19 protein-coding genes are annotated in these 19055 nt (G+C 60.8%); 14 read left to right on the top strand and 5 right to left on the bottom strand.

The genetic code is table 11. From position 1 onward, the window contains the following. Together N8H74_RS15260 and N8H74_RS15255 are read right to left on the bottom strand one after the other, a co-directional pair. Nucleotides 1-401 (bottom strand): hypothetical protein (locus N8H74_RS15260; RefSeq protein ID WP_262148525.1); only part of this gene is annotated, 401 nt, incomplete at its 3' end. A gap of 34 nt (nt 402-435) precedes the next feature. Then, entirely contained in the window at nt 436-1785 is a 1350-nt protein-coding gene (locus N8H74_RS15255; protein WP_262148523.1) for an MFS transporter, read from the bottom strand. 301 nt (nt 1786-2086) lie between these two features. On the opposite strand from N8H74_RS15255, the gene N8H74_RS15250 reads away from it, so the two are divergent. Then, entirely contained in the window at nt 2087-2455 is a 369-nt protein-coding gene (locus tag N8H74_RS15250; protein WP_217834662.1) for a YkgJ family cysteine cluster protein, read from the top strand. 147 nt (nt 2456-2602) lie between these two features. Beyond that, the gene (locus tag N8H74_RS15245; RefSeq protein ID WP_217834661.1) at nt 2603-4885 is read left to right on the top strand and encodes a bifunctional diguanylate cyclase/phosphodiesterase; all 2283 of its coding nucleotides are present in this window, start codon (nt 2603-2605) and stop codon (nt 4883-4885) included. On the opposite strand, the gene N8H74_RS15240 is transcribed toward N8H74_RS15245, so the two are convergent. Next, nucleotides 4776-5672: an NAD(P)-dependent oxidoreductase gene (locus tag N8H74_RS15240; protein ID WP_262148521.1), complete on the bottom strand. Its 897-nt coding sequence runs from the start codon at nt 5670-5672 to the stop codon at nt 4776-4778. The two genes, N8H74_RS15245 and N8H74_RS15240, sit on opposite strands and share 110 nt — an antisense overlap. Before the next feature lie 196 nt (nt 5673-5868). Here N8H74_RS15240 and N8H74_RS15235 point away from each other — a divergent pair, with 196 nt between their 5' ends. Continuing rightward, nucleotides 5869-8061: a hypothetical protein gene (locus tag N8H74_RS15235; protein ID WP_262148519.1), complete on the top strand. Its 2193-nt coding sequence runs from the start codon at nt 5869-5871 to the stop codon at nt 8059-8061. A 283-nt stretch (nt 8062-8344) separates the two neighbouring features. Here the strand turns inward: N8H74_RS15235 and N8H74_RS15230 are convergent, their stop codons facing one another. Next, nucleotides 8345-8650 carry a DUF2288 domain-containing protein gene (locus N8H74_RS15230; RefSeq protein ID WP_217834658.1) on the bottom strand — a complete coding sequence of 102 codons (306 nt, stop codon included), beginning with the start codon at nt 8648-8650 and terminating at the stop codon, nt 8345-8347. A gap of 352 nt (nt 8651-9002) precedes the next feature. Here N8H74_RS15230 and N8H74_RS15225 point away from each other — a divergent pair, with 352 nt between their 5' ends. The 9 genes from N8H74_RS15225 to N8H74_RS15185 all read left to right on the top strand — a co-directional run bounded on the left by N8H74_RS15225 (nt 9003) and on the right by N8H74_RS15185 (nt 16649). Then, nucleotides 9003-10130, top strand: a complete 1128-nt coding sequence (locus tag N8H74_RS15225; protein ID WP_217834657.1) for a branched-chain amino acid ABC transporter substrate-binding protein — start codon at nt 9003-9005, stop codon at nt 10128-10130. A 229-nt stretch (nt 10131-10359) separates the two neighbouring features. Continuing rightward, nucleotides 10360-11283, top strand: coding sequence for a high-affinity branched-chain amino acid ABC transporter permease LivH (gene livH / locus N8H74_RS15220; RefSeq protein WP_085581658.1), 924 nt, complete (start codon nt 10360-10362; stop codon nt 11281-11283). Then, nucleotides 11280-12533 carry a high-affinity branched-chain amino acid ABC transporter permease LivM gene (locus N8H74_RS15215; protein ID WP_217834656.1) on the top strand — a complete coding sequence of 418 codons (1254 nt, stop codon included), beginning with the start codon at nt 11280-11282 and terminating at the stop codon, nt 12531-12533. The genes livH and N8H74_RS15215 overlap by 4 nt, the downstream gene beginning before the upstream one ends. Beyond that, nucleotides 12530-13297, top strand: coding sequence for a high-affinity branched-chain amino acid ABC transporter ATP-binding protein LivG (gene livG / locus N8H74_RS15210; RefSeq protein ID WP_217834655.1), 768 nt, complete (start codon nt 12530-12532; stop codon nt 13295-13297). Before N8H74_RS15215 ends, livG begins: the two co-directional genes overlap by 4 nt. Next, nucleotides 13298-13999: an ABC transporter ATP-binding protein gene (locus N8H74_RS15205; RefSeq protein ID WP_217834654.1), complete on the top strand. Its 702-nt coding sequence runs from the start codon at nt 13298-13300 to the stop codon at nt 13997-13999. Nucleotides 14000-14208: 209 nt separating this feature from the next. Beyond that, nucleotides 14209-14514, top strand: coding sequence for a DUF2282 domain-containing protein (locus N8H74_RS15200; protein ID WP_007959157.1), 306 nt, complete (start codon nt 14209-14211; stop codon nt 14512-14514). A 25-nt stretch (nt 14515-14539) separates the two neighbouring features. Continuing rightward, nucleotides 14540-15427 (top strand): DUF692 domain-containing protein, encoded by an 888-nt coding sequence (locus N8H74_RS15195; protein WP_262148513.1) that lies wholly within the window; start codon nt 14540-14542, stop codon nt 15425-15427. Beyond that, on the top strand, nt 15424-16182 hold the full coding sequence (locus N8H74_RS15190) for a DNA-binding domain-containing protein (RefSeq protein WP_262148511.1): 759 nt from the start codon (nt 15424-15426) through the stop codon (nt 16180-16182). Before N8H74_RS15195 ends, N8H74_RS15190 begins: the two co-directional genes overlap by 4 nt. After that, a complete protein-coding gene (locus tag N8H74_RS15185) occupies nt 16179-16649 on the top strand; it encodes a DoxX family protein (RefSeq protein ID WP_262148509.1) in 471 nt (156 codons plus the stop codon). The genes N8H74_RS15190 and N8H74_RS15185 overlap by 4 nt, the downstream gene beginning before the upstream one ends. A 12-nt stretch (nt 16650-16661) precedes the next feature. Here the strand turns inward: N8H74_RS15185 and N8H74_RS15180 are convergent, their stop codons facing one another. Then, a complete protein-coding gene (locus N8H74_RS15180; RefSeq protein ID WP_262148508.1) occupies nt 16662-17576 on the bottom strand; it encodes a LysR family transcriptional regulator in 915 nt (304 codons plus the stop codon). Nucleotides 17577-17680: 104 nt separating this feature from the next. Between N8H74_RS15180 and N8H74_RS15175 the strand changes: the two genes are divergently transcribed. Both N8H74_RS15175 and N8H74_RS15170 read left to right on the top strand, forming a co-directional pair. Then, nucleotides 17681-18280: a short chain dehydrogenase gene (locus N8H74_RS15175; protein ID WP_217834649.1), complete on the top strand. Its 600-nt coding sequence runs from the start codon at nt 17681-17683 to the stop codon at nt 18278-18280. A 59-nt stretch (nt 18281-18339) separates the two neighbouring features. After that, nucleotides 18340-18993 carry a hypothetical protein gene (locus N8H74_RS15170; protein WP_217834648.1) on the top strand — a complete coding sequence of 218 codons (654 nt, stop codon included), beginning with the start codon at nt 18340-18342 and terminating at the stop codon, nt 18991-18993. Nucleotides 18994-19055 lie beyond the last annotated feature (62 nt).

Genomic DNA, 19055 nt, shown 5'->3' with positions numbered 1-19055 from the left:
GCAAGATCAAAAGCGGTACTCGAGCTAACGCTCATTGTGTTGAGTGGTGAAGGGCGGAGGTGGACGGCTTTTGCTTTCGCTTTTGCTTTCGCTTTTGCTTTCGCTTTGGCTTTTGCTTTCGCTTTGGCTTTTGCTTTCGCTTTGGCTTTTGCTTTCGCTTTGGCTTTGGCTTTGGCTTTGGCTTTTGTGGGAATGGGCTTGCCCGTGAAGGCGGCCTTCGGGCCGACCGGGTTTGGATGGGTGTACGCCTTCTTTGCTGCCGCCTCGATCAGTCCCCTCTCCCTCCGGGCGGTCCGACGTTTCGGGAGGGCTAGGGTGAGGGCAGCGATCTGAAGTCCGCTGAAAAATGACCTGAACCCGAAAACCAAACCGACAGTTGCCCCCCTCGCAAACGCGCTCAACCCGCCGCTGGAGCACGCTTGCTCATAAATGCAATCATGCCGTCGCCGCCGCCCCTTGCGGTTCGATCACTGCTCCCAGCCCTTCTTTCATTCGCTGCGCATCCCGCACAAAGCACCGCGAAGCCAGGAACAGGAACACCATGGTGAAGAACAGCGCCACGGGGATCAGGTACATCGCGTCGTGCAGGCCGACCGCTTTGAATCCTTCGGTCATTTGGTCGGCACCGGCCAGGAGCATCGCCGAATGGGCGAAATGGTCCGACAAGGCGCCAACCACCACCGGTCCCAGGCCGCCGCCCAGCAGGTACAGGCCGGCGAAGAACAGTGCCATCGCCGTGGCTCGCAGGCGGGGTTCGACCACGTCCTGGATCGCCGTGTACACGCAGGTGTAGAAGTTGTAGGCAAACAGCCAGCCGACGCTGAACACCGCGACGAACACGCCGATTTCGATGCGCCCGGCGTGCAGCGCCCAAGCGGTACACAGGGTCGAGATGATCAGGCTGAATGCGGCAAACAGCAGGCGTCCGCTGGCGACGCGCTGGTGGATCTTGTCGGCGATCCAGCCGCCGAGGGTCAGGCCGATCAGGCCGGTCACGCCGACGATCAGTCCGGTGGCCACCGCCGCTTCCTGCAGTGGCATCAGGAAGTAACGCTGGAGCATCGGCACCAGAAACGAGTTGCAGGCGTAGGTGGCGAAGTTGAAGCACAGCCCGGCCAGCACCAGCCACAGGAACGTCGGCACCGCCAGCACCCGGCGGATCGGCCTGTCGATTTTTTCCTGGGAGACCTGCACGGTTTCCGCCGCGCCGCGTTTGGGTTCCTTGATGAAAAACATGAACACCGCCAGCAGCAGGCCCGGCACGGCGGCGATGAAGAATGGTGCGCGCCAGCTGTCGAACGCCTTGACCATCGCACCGATGGTGAAGAACGCCAGCAGCAGCCCCAGCGGCAGGCCCAACATGAAAATGCCCATGGCCCGCGCCCGGCGATGGGCCGGGAACAGGTCGCCGATCAGCGAATTGGCGGCCGGTGCATAACTGGCCTCGCCGATGCCGATGCCCATGCGCACCAGCAGGAAACTCCAGAAACTGCCGACCATGCCGTTGACCGCCGTCAGCGCGCTCCAGGTCGCCAGGCCCCAGCCCATCAGTTTGCTGCGCGAGCCGGTGTCGGCCATGCGTCCGAGCGGCAGGCCGGCGATGGCATAGACGATGGTGAAAGCCGTACCGATGATGCCTAGCTGAAAGTCGCTGAGGTGCCACTCCATGCGGATCGGCTCGATGATGATCGCCGGAATGGTGCGGTCGAAGAAATTGAACAGGTTGGCAAGGAACAGCAGGAACAGAATGCGCCAGGCATTCGCCGCTTGGGTCGAGTTCTGCATGGGTCCGTCTCTTTATTGTTATGAGGGCTTCACTGCCAACGCATTCGAGCCCGGAACCTGCAATCTAGTAAGGCTCGCCGGGGCTGTCTGTGATCATTCGCCAGCCTGATATAGGCCCATGGCACTGTAACGAAACGTAAGCCCTTGAAAAGCCTGGATTCCCCCGTAAACAGGGGCTTTTGCGGAAAAATCCGGCAATGAAAAAATACTTTCGCGCCCCCCTTCCCAAGTTTGTGGCGAAGCCTAGAATGGCCGCCGGATCCGTCCGGATCTCCCGATCAATCCCTTTGATGTCCCGTCCATGTCCGAAGTCAGTCCGTGTCTGAATTGCGGTGCCTGCTGTTCCCATTTTCGCGTGTCTTTTTTCTGGGGTGAGTGCGCGTCCTCCGGCGGTACGGTGCCCGATGAACTGGTCACGCAGATCACCCCCAGCCGGGTGGCGATGATCGGCACCGACCGCAAACCGGCACGCTGCACCTCATTGGTCGGTGAAGTGGGCGACACGGTGCAATGTTCGATCTACGACAAGCGCTCCAGCACCTGCCGCGAGTTCGAGGCGTCCTGGGAGAACGGTGAGCAGAACACCGATTGTGACGCCGCCCGCGCCCGCTTCGGCCTGCCGCCCCTGCAACCGGGCTGGAATGAACTGCCTTACGAGCAGAGCGCCTGACCCTTAGCACGAATCGCTATGGGGCTAATGCCGAAATCGTTAGCACCAATGTGCCACTACCGCTTACACGGCAAATCCGGTCTCTATACTCCTGTCATTCGTGCGTCGATGACGCAATCAGGAAGCGCTGGCTAACCGGGGCAAGCTATGGAGTGGCTGGGTTTGCAGTTTTTTACCGAGCTGCCGCAGAGCGGACAGGTCATTCTCGATTGCACACACAACCCTTTGCTGGTGCTGGTGGCCTATCTGGTCGCCTGCGCGGCGAGTTTTGCCACCCTCGACATGGCGGAACGGGTCGGCCATGCCGAAGATCCGGCATCGCGGCGCCTGTGGCGCTGGATCGGTGCGACGTGCCTGGCGGGCGGGATCTGGGCCATGCACTTCATCGGCATGCTGGCGTTCCAGGCGCCGATAGAAATCCATTACGACCTGCCGATCACCCTGTTTTCCCTGCTGATCGCCCTGCTTGCCTCGTGGCTGGCGATGCACACGCTGAGCGAACTGCGGCCCAGCCTTGCGCATTATCTGCAAACCGCCATCGTCATCGGACTCGGTATCGCCGGGATGCACTACGTCGGCATGGCGGCGATGAATTCGATTGCCACGGCGTACTACCAACCGACGCTGTTCGGCCTGTCCATCGCGGTGGCCATCGGTGCCAGTTTCGCCGCGCTGTGGGTGGCCGGCTACCTGCGTGAAGGCAGCGGTCTGCTCCATCAGATGCTCAAATACACCGCAGCGCTTATTCTCGGCGCGGGCATCATCAGCATGCATTTCACCGGGATGGCCGCGTTGCAATTGGTGCTGCCCGAAGACCGCGTGCCCACCCTGCCGGCGCAAACCGGCCATCTGCAATTGGGCCTGACCGTGGCCCTGATTATTCTGCTGATTCTCGGCAGTGCGGTCAGCGCAGCCCTGGCCGACAAAAAGCTGCAAAACAAGGAGCACGACCTGCGCCGCCTCAACACGCTGCTGGGCCAGCTCGATCAGGCGCGGGTCTCGCTGCAGCAAGCGGCCAATTACGATGCCCTGACCAACCTGATCAACCGTCGCGGCTTCAACCAGCTCTTCGCCGAAAAACTGAGCCAGAAGGCGGCGGATGGCGGCATGCTCGCGGTGATGTTCCTCGACATCGACCACTTCAAGCGCATCAACGACAGCCTCGGCCATGACGCTGGCGACGCCTTGCTGAAGGTCATCGCCGATCACATCAAGGGCTCGGTGCGCAGCCATGAGGACGTGGTCGCGCGGTTTGGCGGCGACGAGTTCTGCATCCTGATCGGCCTGCGTGACCGCGAAGAAGCGCGCAACCTGGCCCAGCGCATCATGCTCAAGATGAAGGAACCGATCGAGCTGGCCGGGCGGCGCATGGTGATGACCACCAGCATCGGCATCAGTCTGTACCCGGAGGACGGCGCCACCTGCGAAGAGCTGCTCAAACACGCGGATCTGGCGTTGTATCAATCCAAGGCTGCCGGGCGTAACGGTCTGCATTTTTACAGCTCCAACCTCAAGAGCCGCGCCAGTTACGAGCTGCAACTGGAAGAGGAACTGCGCCATGCCCTGCATGAAGAAAACGGCCTGACCCTGCACTATCAGCCGATCTTCGAACTGAAAACCGGTCGGGTGACCAAGCTCGAAGCACTGATTCGCTGGCAACACCCCGTCCACGGATTGCTGACCCCGGATCGCTTCCTCAACATCGCCGAAAACAACGGCCTGATCGCCGAACTCGACAACTGGGTGCTGCGCCGGGCCTGCCGCGATCTCGGCGAGCTGTCGCGCCACGGCTGCAATGAACTGAAAATCGCCTGGAACTGCTCACCGCTGAACCTGGCCCGGGAAGAGCTGGCCAATGAAATCGAAAGCGCCTTGCGCTCGGCCGGCGTTGCACCGGAGCGGCTGGAACTGGAAGTGACCGAGAATGCCCTGATGGGCAATATCGCCGACACCCTGGTGCTGCTGCGGCAGATCCGCGCCCTCGGCGTGTCGCTGTCGATCGACGATTTCGGCACCGGCTATTCGTCGCTGGCCTACCTCAAGCGTCTGCCCCTGAACACCTTGAAGGTCGACCGCTCGTTCATTCTCGACATCCCCAAATCCACGGCGGACATGGAGATCGTCCAGGCCATCATCGTCATGGCTCACACCCTGCATTTGCAGGTGGTCACCGAAGGCGTGGAAAGCCTGGAGCAGTACGAGTTCCTTGAGCGTTCGGGCTGCGATTTCATTCAGGGCTATCTGCTCAGCCGCCCGGTGCCGCTGGAGGAATTGCGACCGGTGCTGGAGGAAATCAATCAGCGCAAACACGCGCCCGGGGTCAATCCGTTGAGTCTGGCGCGCGGTACATCTGCACCAGCGTCGCCGGATCCTTCGCCAAAAAGCCCTGCGCCCCATGCAGGCGCATCAGTTGTGCGGCCAATCCGCTGATCGGTGTGGCCGAGCCCGTTTCGCGGGAAAACTTCACCGCCGTGTCGAGATCCTTGAGCAGCGTGCGCACGTGCCACTTCACCGGTTCGAAACGGCTTTCAGCCATCTGCGGAGCGAGGATCTGCAACGGCTTCGAATCGGCAAACCCGCCGGCCAGCGCTTCGGCGATCAGGCTGGCATCGACCCCAGCCTGCTCGGCCAGCGCCACCACTTCAGCGATCACCAGCGCATTGCAGGCAACGATCATCTGGTTGCAGGCCTTCGTCACCTGCCCGGCGCCGACGCCGCCCATGTGCGTGACGCGCTGTCCGAGGCTGAGCAGCACCGGACGCACCCGCGCCAGATCCGCCGCGTCACCGCCGACCATGATCGCCAGGCTGCCGGCCTCGGCACCGACCACCCCGCCGGACACCGGTGAGTCGAGCCAGGCCATACCGGTCCTGTCGGCCAGTTCGGCGGCCATTTCCCGGGTGGCGGTGGGTTCGAGGCTGGAAAAATCCACCAGCAACTGAGTGTTTTTCGCACCTTCGACGATACCGGCCGGGCCAAACACCACCTCGCGCACCACCGCCGTATCGGCCAGGCACAGCATCAGTACATCGGCGTGCTCACACAGCTCGGCGGGCGTAGCGACCTGCCGGGCACCAGCCTCGACCAGCGGTGCACACTTTTCCGGGTTGCGGTTCCACACCGTCAACGGGTAACCGGCGGCCAGCAGACGGCGGCACATCGGCAGGCCCATCAGGCCGATTCCGGCGAACCCCAACGAAGGTAGCGTTGACATCATTTAGCCTCCTTTTGATTAAAGATCGCCGAATAATGGCCGATCCATCATCAATCAGGAAAGGATTCCCCCTGGCGACCCTCAGCGCAAACCCCTGACGCCCGGGCCAAATACGCGCAGTAAAAAGACGCGAGATTCTCTTTCCGTGAGGCCCGGCGACAACGGTCGCGGGCCAACCAGTCCAGGTACATGGCGCAAAATGACTTCTAAAAACAACCCGGCCACCGCGGTATCCGATCTGACCCTGAGCCCAGCGGCGAACAGCAGCGCCCCGATGAAGCCATTGCCACCCTCGCGCCCGCTGGGCACCCAGCAATACCTGTACTTCACCGAAACCAATACCGACCGCATCCTCGATAACCTCGACGGCCTGCGCGATCTGGTGTTCCCGCGCCCGCCGCATCTGGAAGGCGACAACGAACAGCACAACGATCAGGAATTCCCGTCGGTGTGCCTGATCGGCCTCGGTCGCTGCGGCTCCAACATCGCCCTCGACGTCGCGGAGCTGGTGTACAACGCGCGCAAGTTCTACCTCAACGAATTCAACAACGAAGACCGTGCGACGGATCGGCGCCTGGCCGACAAGGGCTACAGCCCGGCCCAGTGGATCAAGCACAACCTGCGGATCGGCCCGAACAAATCCACCAAACCGGTGTTCCTGGTCGAGCCGCTGGTGATGCTCGGCGACCTCGACAAGGACATCGCCGGGCGTATCCGTTTCTCGCGCAAGGGCGAGAAAAGCGGCTTCCTGCGCGACTACAGCAAAATGAAGATCATGGACTTGTCCGAAGTCCACGCCGGTGGCGCCGGTAACGCGCCGATCCTCGGCCAGTACCTGGCCAAGATCATCCTCAACAAGGACACCCAGCGCTTCTCCAGCCCTGACTGGAAAATGATCCACTCGTACCTGATCGACAGCTGCGGCATCAAGGCCAACCAGTCGCGCCTGTACTTCTCGATCTTCAGTGCCGGCGGCGGTACGGGTTCGGGCATGGCCTCGGAATTCGGCCTGGCCCAGCAGCACTCGTACATGAACAAGACGTTCGACACCAAACCGATGGACGAGCATGACGGCAAGAGCGGTCATTCCTTCGTGTTCGAACCGATCTTCACCAGCGGCATCTGCGTGCTGCCGAACATTTCCGACCATCGCAGCGAAATGTCCGAGGCGCTGCACATCAACGCCGGTCGCCTGCTGTGCAAATACCTGTCGGAAGAATGGGATTTCTCCTACAACTTCGCCAACGAAGACAGCAGCGAAGCCAGCGTCATGGGCCGCATCCGCCCATGGAACGCGATGATGCTGATCTCCAACGACATCATGCGTTACGCCGAAGAAAGCGATGACGGCAACATCCAGAACATTGATGTCAATGCGATGGAAAAACACGCCAACCAGTACATCTCACAACAGATTTTCAACATCCTGACGGCCCAGGCGGTCACGACCGACTACGACCAGAACTATTTCCGTCGTGCCGGCATCGACATCGGCGAGACCATTCGCCTGGACGCCAACGACCTGTTCATGAGCCTGGCCGGCCCGGTGGCGATTGCCTACGCCGAATCGGTGGTGCCGGAAACCCCGCCACCGAGCAGCGACAAGTTCAAGGTGTTCGATAAAGAGCCGCAGCGCCTGAACATCGACGACCTGTTCTTCCGCTCGATCGACCTGCCGCACTTCAACAAAGTCACCCAGGCCATCGAGGGCATCAGCCTGCTGCCGATCGAATCCAAGCGCTATCGCGCCTCGCTCGAGCAGTACAAGAACTCCGGCTACGACGCGGCAGCCCTGCATGACCTGCACTTCTTCAAGAACTGCTCGTCGGTGGTGTCGATCGTTTCGCTGCCCAAGGACTACAAGCTGTCGTACATGGATCTGAACCGGCTCAAGACCCACCTCAACAGCCTGTTCCCTAACACCACGCTCAAGCGCTATGCGCTGGTGATCGGTGCCTCGGCCAACCTGTCGCTGACCACCCTGATCGCCAAGAGCCCGTGCCTGTCGGACGACTTCCTGACCCTGATCGTCGCCTTCATCAAGCGCTGCTTCGCCAAGACCCCGTATCGCTTCGACGAAACCCTGGACAACTCGATCCTCGACTTCATCATCCACGAAGACTTCGACGAAGACCGTATCGACGACCTGCTCAACGAATTCGAAAACCCGGCGAAGATCCTCGACACCAACTGGTACGCGATCAAGCCGATGTACGAGAAGAAATACCGCGAGCTGATCAACGACAAAGAGAAGTTCGTCTCGATCAATGACATTCGCCTGTCGCGCGACTGCGTGAAGAAAGCGATCAAGTACCTGCGCGAGATCTACCGTCACCGGATCGGCAAGACCAAAGTCATTTCGCTCAACAGCCACACCGGCAAGACCTACTGATCACGGCTCGCTGACGAGTCGCGTCGATTCGCGAGCAAGCCTGCACATTCCGGTGGGAGCCAACCTGCTCGCGAAGGCGTCCGCTGAATTCACCACGCCTTCGACATTCAACATCCAGAAACAATTGAGCAGCCATCCGGCTGCTCAATAAACTGTTCCCGTTACGTTTACGTCACCGTTATGCCACCCCCGCTTGTGGCGTTTCTCTACGGCAACGTGCCATCACGCTACTCGGCTACACACTTTTAACAGACGAAGACGCGCACCAAAGAGGTGCAGCCATTCAGGCCGACGCCCTTTCCTGGATCAGGATCCACGGACGCACCACAACCGACCACAGCTCGGGATTGCGCTCGAGAATATCCTGCGCCCGCGTCGCAGACAGTTTGGCGACCTTATCTTCGTCCAGCCAGGCCGCCACTTTCTGGCCCTCATCCGAGGCAACAGCCTCTGCGACAGCGATCAAATCCAGCTCGCTGCTGACCCATAACAGGTCACCCTTGGCAAAGAAGGGTTCCAGCTCCTTCCACGTAATAGTTGCGGTTTCACCAAGCAGCTTGGCATAGAGGGTGCTAGGTTCTTGATTCATGGGAGCTGTCCGGAAAAGAAATCGACGCGAATGATAACGTCGGTGGTTCGGCAGAAAAACCCGGTTGCAAATGGCTGCACCGAACGAAAAGAGCAGGAACGCCAGGGAATGCTGCTGATTGGGGTATAAGCCCCGGGAACGCCCCGCCGCAATTCTGTCTTTTTCTTTCATTTAAGCGACATCATCAGGTTTTGCCCCTTGGCGCCAGCTTCCCAGGCCAACAACCGGCGCTCTACACTGTACCGGTACAGTTGCCGGGGGCATTTCCGGAGGATGTCGCGAGATATCTGACCCGGTTCTGCTGCTACGGCGCCAGGACTCTAAAAAAATACAACAGTAAGAGTGGAGCACTATGACTAAGGCTACTAAGCAGATTTCCAAACTGTTTGCCGCTATGGTTCTGGCCGGGGTTGCCAGCCATTCGTTCGCTGCCGACACCATCAAGATCGGCATCGCCGGCCCGAAAACCGGCCCGGTGACCCAGTACGGCGACATGCAGTTCGTCGGCGCCAAACAAGCCATCAAGGACATCAACGCCAAGGGCGGCGTCGACGGCAAGATGCTTGAAGCCAAAGAATACGACGACGCGTGCGATCCTAAACAAGCGGTAGCCGTGGCCAACAAAGTGGTCAACGACGGCGTCAAGTTCGTAGTCGGTCACCTGTGCTCCAGCTCCACTCAGCCGGCTTCGGACATCTACGAAGACGAAGGCGTGATCATGATCACCCCTGCCGCCACCAGCCCGGACATCACCACTCGTGGCTACAAGCTGGTATTCCGTACCATCGGTCTGGACAGCGCCCAAGGCCCTGCAGCCGGCAACTACATCGCCGACCACGTCAAGCCGAAAGTCGTTGCCGTGCTGCACGACAAGCAGCAATACGGTGAAGGCATCGCCACCGCCGTGAAGAAAACCCTGGAAGGCAAAGGCGTGAAAGTCGCCGTCTTCGAAGGCCTGAACGCCGGTGACAAGGACTTCTCCTCGATCATCCAGAAACTCAAGCAAGCCAACGTCGACTTCGTCTACTACGGCGGCTACCACCCGGAACTGGGCCTGATCCTGCGTCAGTCCAAGGAAAAAGGCCTGAACGCCAAGTTCATGGGTCCGGAAGGCGTCGGCAACGACTCCATCTCGCAGATCGCCCAGGACGCTTCCGAAGGCCTGCTGGTAACCCTGCCGAAGTCCTTCGACGCCGACCCTGCGAACAAGGCCATCGTTGACGCCATCAAGGCTGACGGCAAGGATCCTAGCGGTCCGTTCGTCTTCCCGGCCTACTCCGCCGTCGAGCTGATCGCAGAAGGCATCAAGGCAGCCAAGAGCGAAGACACCGCCAAGGTGGCCGAAGCCATCCACGCGGGCACCTTCAAGACCCCTACCGGCGATCTGTCGTACGACGCCAAGGGCGACCTGAAGGACTTCAAGTTCGTGGTCTACCAGTGGCACTTCGGCAAGCCGAAAACCGAAGTCTCCCCTCAGTAACGCCTGGCATTACTGATCGACAAGCCCACTGTGCAAGCAGTGGGCTTTGTTTTACGAGGTTTATGGGCCAGACACCCGCGATCCGGGCGCTGGTTCACCTGAAAATCTTAAAACCGTCACCAGCGGTTCGCTGGCAAACGCCCCTTGCAAATGTGCTCAGAGAACACAGCACCGGGCGGGAACATGACTCCACCAGTGAAATGCGTATCGGGTTTTTAGGAGCGCTGTAATGCCTGAGATCTATCATTTTTTCCAACAGCTGGTTAATGGACTGACCATTGGCAGCACGTATGCGTTGATAGCCATTGGCTACACAATGGTTTACGGCATCATTGGAATGATTAACTTCGCCCATGGCGAGGTCTACATGATTGGTTCCTACGTGGCCTTCATCGCCCTTGCCGGGCTGGCCATGATGGGTATCCACTCTCTGCCGCTGCTCATGACCGCCGCGTTCATCGCGTCGATCGTTGTCACCAGTGCCTATGGCTACAGTATCGAACGTGTTGCATACCGGCCCTTGCGTGGCAGCAACCGTCTGATCCCGCTGATTTCCGCCATCGGCATGTCGATTTTCCTGCAGAACACCGTACTGCTTTCCCAGGATTCCAAGGACAAATCCATCCCCAACCTGATCCCGGGGAGCTTCTCCTTCGGTCCGGGCGGCGCTGAAGAAGTCCTGATTTCCTACATGCAGATCCTGGTCTTCGTCGTGACGCTGATCGCCATGCTCGGCCTGACCACGTTCATCTCCCGTTCTCGCCTGGGCCGCGCCTGCCGCGCCTGCGCCGAAGACATCAAGATGGCCAACCTGCTGGGTATCAACACCAACAACATCATCGCCCTGACCTTCGTCATCGGTGCTGCGCTGGCGGCTGTCGCAGCCGTGCTGCTGAGCATGCAATACGGCGTGATCAACCCGAACGCCGGTTTCCTGGTGGGCCTGAAGGCCTTCACCGCGGCGGTACTGGGCGGTATCGGCAGTATTCCGGGCGCGATGCTCGGCGGGCTGGTGCTGGGTGTGGCCGAAGCGTTCGGTGCCGACATCTTTGGCGACCAATACAAGGACGTGGTGGCTTTCGGCCTCCTGGTTCTCGTTCTGTTGTTCCGGCCGACCGGCATCCTGGGCCGTCCGGAGGTTGAGAAAGTATGAACAAATATTTTAGACAAGCGCTGTTCAGTGCCTTGCTGGTCTGGGCTGTCGCCTTCCCTGTCCTCGGCCTCAAGCTGAGCATTGTCGGGATCAACCTTGAAGTACACGGCACCGGCCCGATCACACTGAGCATCATCGCCCTGTGTTCGGTGCTGATGTTCCTGCGTGTCCTGTTCACCCAACAGGTCGGGACCCTGTTCCGCTCCAACCGTGGGCCGCTGGTTTCGCCCAAGGTCAGCCAGTTCCTGACCCTGCCGCGCACCCAGCGCTGGATCATCATCGGCCTGATCGTGGTCGCGCTGGTGTGGCCGTTCTTCGGTTCGCGCGGCGCGGTGGACATCGCCACCCTGATCCTGATCTACGTGTTGCTGGGCCTGGGCCTGAACATCGTGGTCGGTCTGGCCGGCCTGCTCGACCTCGGCTATGTGGGTTTCTACGCGGTAGGCGCCTACAGCTACGCGCTGCTGTCGCACTACTTCGGCTGGAGCTTCTGGATCTGCCTGCCGATCGCCGGCCTGATGGCAGCCACCTTCGGCTTCCTGCTGGGCTTCCCGGTATTGCGGCTGCGCGGTGACTACCTGGCCATCGTGACCCTGGGTTTCGGTGAAATCATCCGGCTGTTCCTGCGTAACCTCACCGACCTCACCGGCGGCCCGAACGGCATCAGCAACATTCCCAAGCCGACGTTCTTCGGCCTGAGCTTCGAGCGTTCGGCCGGCGAAGGCCTGCAGACCTTCCACGAGTTCTTCGGGCTGACCTACAACCCGGTGAGCAAAGTGGTGTTCCTGTACCTGGTGGCCCTGCTGCTGGCACTGGCGGCGCTGTTCATCATCAACCGCCTGCTGCGCATGCCGATCGGCCGTGCCTGGGAAGCGCTGCGTGAAGATGAAATCGCCTGCCGCGCGCTGGGCCTGAACCCGACCATCATCAAGCTCTCCGCGTTCACCCTGGGTGCGAGCTTCGCCGGTTTCGCCGGCAGCTTCTTCGCCGCCCGTCAGGGCCTGGTGACCCCGGAGTCGTTCACCTTCATCGAGTCGGCGATCATCCTCGCCATCGTAGTGCTGGGCGGCATGGGTTCGCAGCTGGGCGTGATCCTCGCGGCCGTGGTGATGATCCTGCTGCCGGAAATGATGCGTGAGTTCAGCGAGTACCGGATGTTGATGTTCGGTGCCCTGATGGTGTTGATGATGATCTGGCGTCCACAAGGTCTGCTGCCGATGCAACGCCCACACATGGAGTTGCGAAAATGAGCCGCGAGATCCTTAAAGTCGAAAACTTGAGCATGCGCTTCGGCGGCTTGCTGGCGGTCAACGGCGTGGCCCTGACCGTGAAAGAGAAGCAGGTGGTTGCGTTGATCGGGCCGAACGGCGCGGGCAAGACCACCGTGTTCAACTGCCTGACCGGCTTCTATCAGCCGACGGGCGGCAGCATCGTGCTGGACGGCGAGCCGATCCAGGGCCTGCCCGGACACAAGATCGCCCTCAAGGGCGTGGTGCGTACCTTCCAGAACGTGCGGCTGTTCAAGGACATGACGGCGGTCGAGAACCTGCTGATCGCCCAGCACCGTCACCTGAACACCAACTTCCTGTCCGGCCTGTTCAAGACCCCGTCGTTCCGCAAGAGCGAGCGCGAGGCCATGGAATACGCCGAGTACTGGCTGGAGAAGGTCAACCTCAAGGAGTTCGCCAACCGTCCGGCCGGCACCCTGGCCTACGGTCAGCAACGCCGCCTGGAAATCGCCCGCTGCATGATGACCCGCCCACGGATCCTCATGCTCGACGAACCGGCCGCCGGCCTGAACCCGAAGGAAACCGAAGATCTGAAGGCGCTGATCAGCGTGCTGCGCGAGGAGCACAACGTCACCGTGCTGCTGATCGAACACGACATGAAACTGGTCATGAGCATTTCCGACCACATCGTCGTGATCAACCAGGGCACGCCCCTGGCCAACGGCACGCCGGAACAGATCCGCGACAATCCTGAAGTGATCAAAGCCTACCTGGGGGAAGCGTAAATGCTGCAGTTCGAAAACGTTTCCACCTTCTACGGCAAGATCCAGGCCCTGCACAGCGTCAACGTCGAAGTCCGCCAGGGCGAGATCGTGACCCTGATCGGTGCCAACGGCGCCGGCAAGTCAACCCTGCTGATGACGCTTTGCGGTTCGCCGCAGGCCCACAGCGGCAGCATCCGCTACATGGGTGAGGAACTGGTCGGCCAGAACTCGTCGCAGATCATGCGCAAGAGCATCGCCGTGGTGCCGGAAGGTCGTCGGGTGTTTGCCCGCCTGACCGTCGAAGAAAACCTGTCCATGGGCGGATTCTTCACCGACAAGGGCGACTATCAGGAACAGATGGACAAGGTTCTCGGACTTTTCCCACGCCTGAAAGAACGCTTCAGCCAACGTGGCGGCACCATGTCCGGCGGCGAACAGCAAATGCTCGCCATCGGCCGTGCACTGATGAGCAAGCCGAAACTGCTGCTGCTCGACGAGCCGTCGCTGGGCCTGGCACCGATCATCATCCAGCAGATCTTCGACATCATCGAACAGCTGCGCAAGGACGGTGTGACGGTGTTCCTGGTCGAGCAGAACGCCAACCAGGCCCTGAAAATCGCCGACCGCGCCTACGTTCTGGAGAACGGCCGGGTGGTGATGCAAGGCACTGGCGAGGCGCTGCTGACCGATCCGAAAGTACGCGAGGCGTACCTCGGCGGTTAACTGCTCGCGCTAAACAGAAAACGGCCTTCGGGCCGTTTTTTGTTGTCTGTCCAAAAATCCTGAAGCCACTCCCACAAGGGAATTGCGCTGTGTTGAAAACTTTTCTGAATTTTTTCTGCATGGCCTGTAACGCATCGCCGTGTCGTTTCTCTAGTGGGGCAAGCAAGCGCAATCGCTTGTTCAACCCAAGCTCAAATCGGAGAAACATCATGACTGCGACCACCCGTACCCTGTCCGCCACCGCCCTGGTTCTGGCCCTCGGTTCTGCCCTGAGCATCGCCGCCGTCTCGACCGCCCATGCCGCTGACGACAACATGGAAAAATGCTTCGGCGTCGCCATGAAAGGCAAGAACGATTGCGCAGCAGGCGCAGGCACCACCTGCGCCGGCACCGCCAAAATGGATCATCAGGCCAACGCCTGGAAACTCGTTCCGAAAGGCACCTGCGCCACCACCGAAAGCAAGACTTCGCCGACCGGTTTCGGTCAGCTCGAAGCCTTCAAAGCCAAGTCCTGATCCGTCAGCAGCCTGAGTGACGATCATGATCACCTCCAATGACCATTCCGCGCCACGCACTCAGGCTGCCCACGCCGGGCTCCCGCCCCGTGCGGGGCTCGGGCTCAAGACCGGGCACTTCCAGCAAGTGCTCGGCGCCCGACCGGACATCGGCTTCTTCGAAGTCCACGCCGAAAACTACATGGTGGACGGCGGCCCGTTTCATCACTTCCTGAGTTTGATCCGTCAGCAATATCCGCTGTCGCTGCACGGCGTCGGGCTCTCCATCGGGGCCGAAGGGCCACTGGATGCACAGCACCTCAAACGCCTCGCCGCGCTGATCGAGCGCTATCAACCCCACTCCTTTTCCGAACACCTGGCCTGGTCGACCCACGGTCCGGTGTTCCTCAATGACCTGCTGCCCCTGGCCTACGACGCGCCGACGCTGAACCGCGTCTGCGAACATATCGATCAGGTGCAGAACCGCCTCAGGCGCCCGATGCTGCTGGAAAACCCGGCGACTTATCTGGCGTTCCAGCGCTCGACACTGGATGAACCCGAGTTCATCGCCGAAGTGATCCGGCGCAGCGGCTGCGGATTGTTGCTGGACATCAACAATGTCTACGTTTCCTGCATCAACCATCAGCGCGATCCACTGGCCTATCTCGACAGCCTGCCGTTGCACGCGGTCGGCGAGATTCATCTGGCCGGGTTCGCCGAAGATTCCGACAGCCTCGGCGACCGGTTGCTGATCGACGACCACGGCGCGCCCATCGATCAAGCCGTGTGGGCCTTGTACCAAAAGGTGCTGGAATACATCGGCCCGATGGCGACGCTGATCGAACGCGACAATAACGTGCCGGCCTTCAACGTCCTGCTGGCCGAGGCCCGGCAAGCCGATGTGCTTCTGCGGCGCGCGGGAGGCCGGTCATGAGCACGCAAGCCGCGTTCGCCGCCGCGCTGCTCGATACCGAGCGCCCCTGCCCCGAAGGACTGTGCAGCGCCAACGGTGCCGATCCGGCCAGCCGTTTTGCGGTGTATCGCAACAATGTACAAAGCTCGTTGATCAACGCACTGGCGGACAGCTATCCGGTGGTCGAGCAATTGGTGGGGACGGAATTTTTCCGCGCAATGGCTGCCCTGTTCGTCCAGCACCAACCGCCCGACACCCCGTTGATGAGCCGCTACGGTGACGCGCTGCCGGATTTCATTGACGGTTTCGAACCCGCATCGAGCGTGCCGTACCTGGCCGATGTGGCGCGCCTGGAGCGTTTGCGCGTTCTCGCCTATCACGCCGCCGATGCCAACCCGGTGCGGCCGGAACGGATCAGCGCCGCACTGGCCGATCCGCACACCCTGAGCGAGTTGCGCCTGGAGCTTCATCCCTCCCTGCACCTGCTCGACTCACGCCATGCGGTGGTTGCGATCTGGGCAGCGCATCAACACGACGCAACGCTTGCGGGTGTTGAAGTCGATCAAGGCCAACATGCCCTGGTACTGCGCAATGGTCTGGAGGTCGAGGTGTTCGCCCTCGATCACGGCGCCAGCCTGTTCATTCGCCATCTGCGTAACGGCCAGTCACTGCTGGGCGCCGTGGAAAACAGTCCGGAATTCGATCTGAGCGCGACCCTCGCCCTGCTCATCACCCACAACGCAATCACCTGCCTGAACAACAAGGTATCGCCATGAACAACCCCATCACTCGCGCCATCATGCTGCTGGAAAAGATTCCCCACAGCCTGATCGCCTTCATTGCCCGCTTCGCGATTGCCGCCGTGTTCTGGAAGTCCGGGCAAACCAAGGTCGAAGGACTGGCCATCGACCTGATCGACGGCCCCTTCGAATTCGGCTGGCCACGCTTGGCCGACTCGACGATCCCACTGTTCAAGAGCGAATACCACGTCCCGCTGCTGTCACCGGACATTGCTGCTCATCTGGCGGCGTTCGCCGAGCACTTCTTCCCGATCCTGATCCTGATCGGCTTCGCCACGCGCTTCTCGGCGCTGGCGCTCCTGGGCATGACCCTGACCATTCAACTGTTCGTCTATCCCGACGCCTACCCGACCCACGGCACCTGGGCGGCGGTGTTGCTGTACCTGATGGCGACCGGACCAGGCAAATTGTCGATCGATCACCTGATCGCCAGATCCCGGTGACGGTTTACCGGGTTATCGCGACAGTCGGTCGAGCGCCTCGCCACTGCGCTTGAACCAGCCAATCAGATAGTCCGCCAGCACCTGGGTACGTTTCGGCAAACCGCCCTGATACGGATGCACGAGGTACATCGGCATGCGCCGGGTCTGAAAATCGCGCAAGAGCCAGCGCAAACGTCCGTCGGCCAACTCCGTCTGTAGCAGGTAGGAAGGCAGACGGGCGATGCCGGCACCGGCCAGTGCGGCTTTCTTCAACAGGTTGTAATGGTTGCTGGCGAACGGCCCCGATACGGGCACCCGCAACAGTTCGTGCTGCTGGTGATACAGCCATTCCTCGCGGCCGCTGTAATGGCTGTTGAGCAGGCAGCGATGCTCAGCCAGTGCCTGGGGTGTCAGCGGTTCACCGAAACGCTCAAGGTAGGCAGGACTGGCGCAGGTCATTTCCTGCCAGGCCAGCAACGGCCTGGCGACCAGCCTTTCGTCATTGGCCACCTCGGTACGGATGGCGAGGTCGAAACTGTCCCGGGACAGATCGCGGAAACTGTTGTTCAGCTCCAGCTCGATCTGCACTTGCGGGTATTTCTGCGAGAACTCCAGCAACAAGCCGTCGAAGAACGTTTCTCCCAGCGACACCGGAACCGTCATACGCACCGGGCCGGCCATGTCGTCCTTCAGCCGCGCCAATGCCTGACGCGCCCGTTCCACCTGAACGACAAGCGCCTGGGCCTGAGGCAACAAAGCCGCGCCCGCCGCCGTCAAGCTCAAACGGCGCGTCGTGCGTTGCAGCAACACCACGCAAAACCGCGCCTCCAACTGACTGATGCGCTTGGACAACTGGCCTTTGCTGCAGCCCAGTTGTTGCGCCGCCAGGGTAAAACTGCCGGCGTCGATCAACACCGCAAACGCCGCCAGATCATCCATCTCGCTCATGGATTGTTTCCATTTGAAAACCAAAGGTTGCCCATTAGTGCGCTTATCCGCAGAAAAAACCACTCTAGACTGAAACCTCGTTCAATCACTCGAGGCACAGCACGATGAAAATTCTGTTGATAGGCGCTGGCGGCACCATCGGTTCGGCCGTGGACAAAGAACTGTCGCAACGTCATGACGTCATCCGCATCGGCCGCAACAGCGGCGACTTCCAGGTGGACATCAGCGACAGCGCGTCGATTCGCAAACTGTTCGAGCAGACCGGCAAGTTCGACGCCCTGGTCTGCGCCGCCGGCAACGTGACCTTCGCACCGCTGGGCGAAATGACCGAAGACAGCTTCGCGCTGGGTCTGAAAGACAAACTGATGGGCCAGGTCAATCTGCTGCTGATCGGCCGCGAATTCGCCAACGACGGCGCATCGTTCACCCTCACCACCGGTGTGCTCAGCCACGACCCGATTCGCAGCGGCGCTTCGGCGGCACTGGTCAACGGCGCCCTCGACAGCTTTGTTCGCGCTGCCGCCATCGAGCTGCCACGCGGTCTGCGCGTGAACTCGATCAGCCCGACCGTGCTGGTGGAAGCCATGGGTAGTTACGCCCCGTATTTCCGGGGTTACAAGCCGGTTCCTGCAGCCGATGTGGCATTGGCCTACGCCAAAAGTGTCGAAGGCTTGCAGACAGGTCAGACCTTTCACGTGGGCTAAACCCTTGTGATGAACGGTCAGGCTGCGTAACGTGGCGGCACCTGTCTGGAGAGCCGAAGATGCGTGTTGCCCGTTCGTTGATCGTTGTTGCCCTGCTGCCGTTGTTTGCCGCGTGCCAGTTGTTCGATGGCCAGCGAGAAAGCGCTTCTCACGCCGGCCAGACGCGGATGCAGGGGCAACTGACCGCCGCCGACGGCAAACTGGTGTTCCAGCCATGCCAGGACCCGCGCCAGCTGGTGGTCAACGACATCGGCGGCACCAGCATCCTGCAAGAAGCGGCGACCCTCGCCGATGAGCAGGGCAAACTGTTCGCCGACGTGCGCGGCAAGGTCGCCGGCGACCGCCTCGACCTGAGCCAGCTGTACCGCGTCGAACGCTCCGGCACCGCCTGCGATGATCCGAACTTCAAGTTGCTGATCCTGCGCGCTGCCGGCCACGGCCCGGAATGGAACGTCAAGGTCAGCGGCAAGGGCATGGTCATTGACCGCGAAGGCCAGCCACCACTGGCCGTGCCCTACGTCGAAGAGCAACTGGGCGATGGCCGTTTCAACCTCAGCAGCGAAGCCAACAACCAGCGCATCGAGTTGTGGGTGGCGCCGCAACGTTGCGTCGACAGCAGCACCGGCAGCGTCCAGCACATGAGCGCCGAGTTGCGGATCGACGGCAAGGTGCAGCGCGGCTGCGGGTATTTCGGCGGATCACGCAACGACTGATCGTTTTAGCCTCACGGGATCCGGCCGTTGCGGCTTATAATCGCCGCCTTCAAACGCCCTGG

Origin of the sequence: Pseudomonas sp. B2M1-30 (assembly GCF_025447575.1) — a bacterium.
Lineage (GTDB): Bacteria > Pseudomonadota > Gammaproteobacteria > Pseudomonadales > Pseudomonadaceae > Aquipseudomonas > Aquipseudomonas botevensis.
Note: the sequence above shows the minus strand (reverse complement) of the source record. Positions and strands in the feature narration are given on the sequence as shown.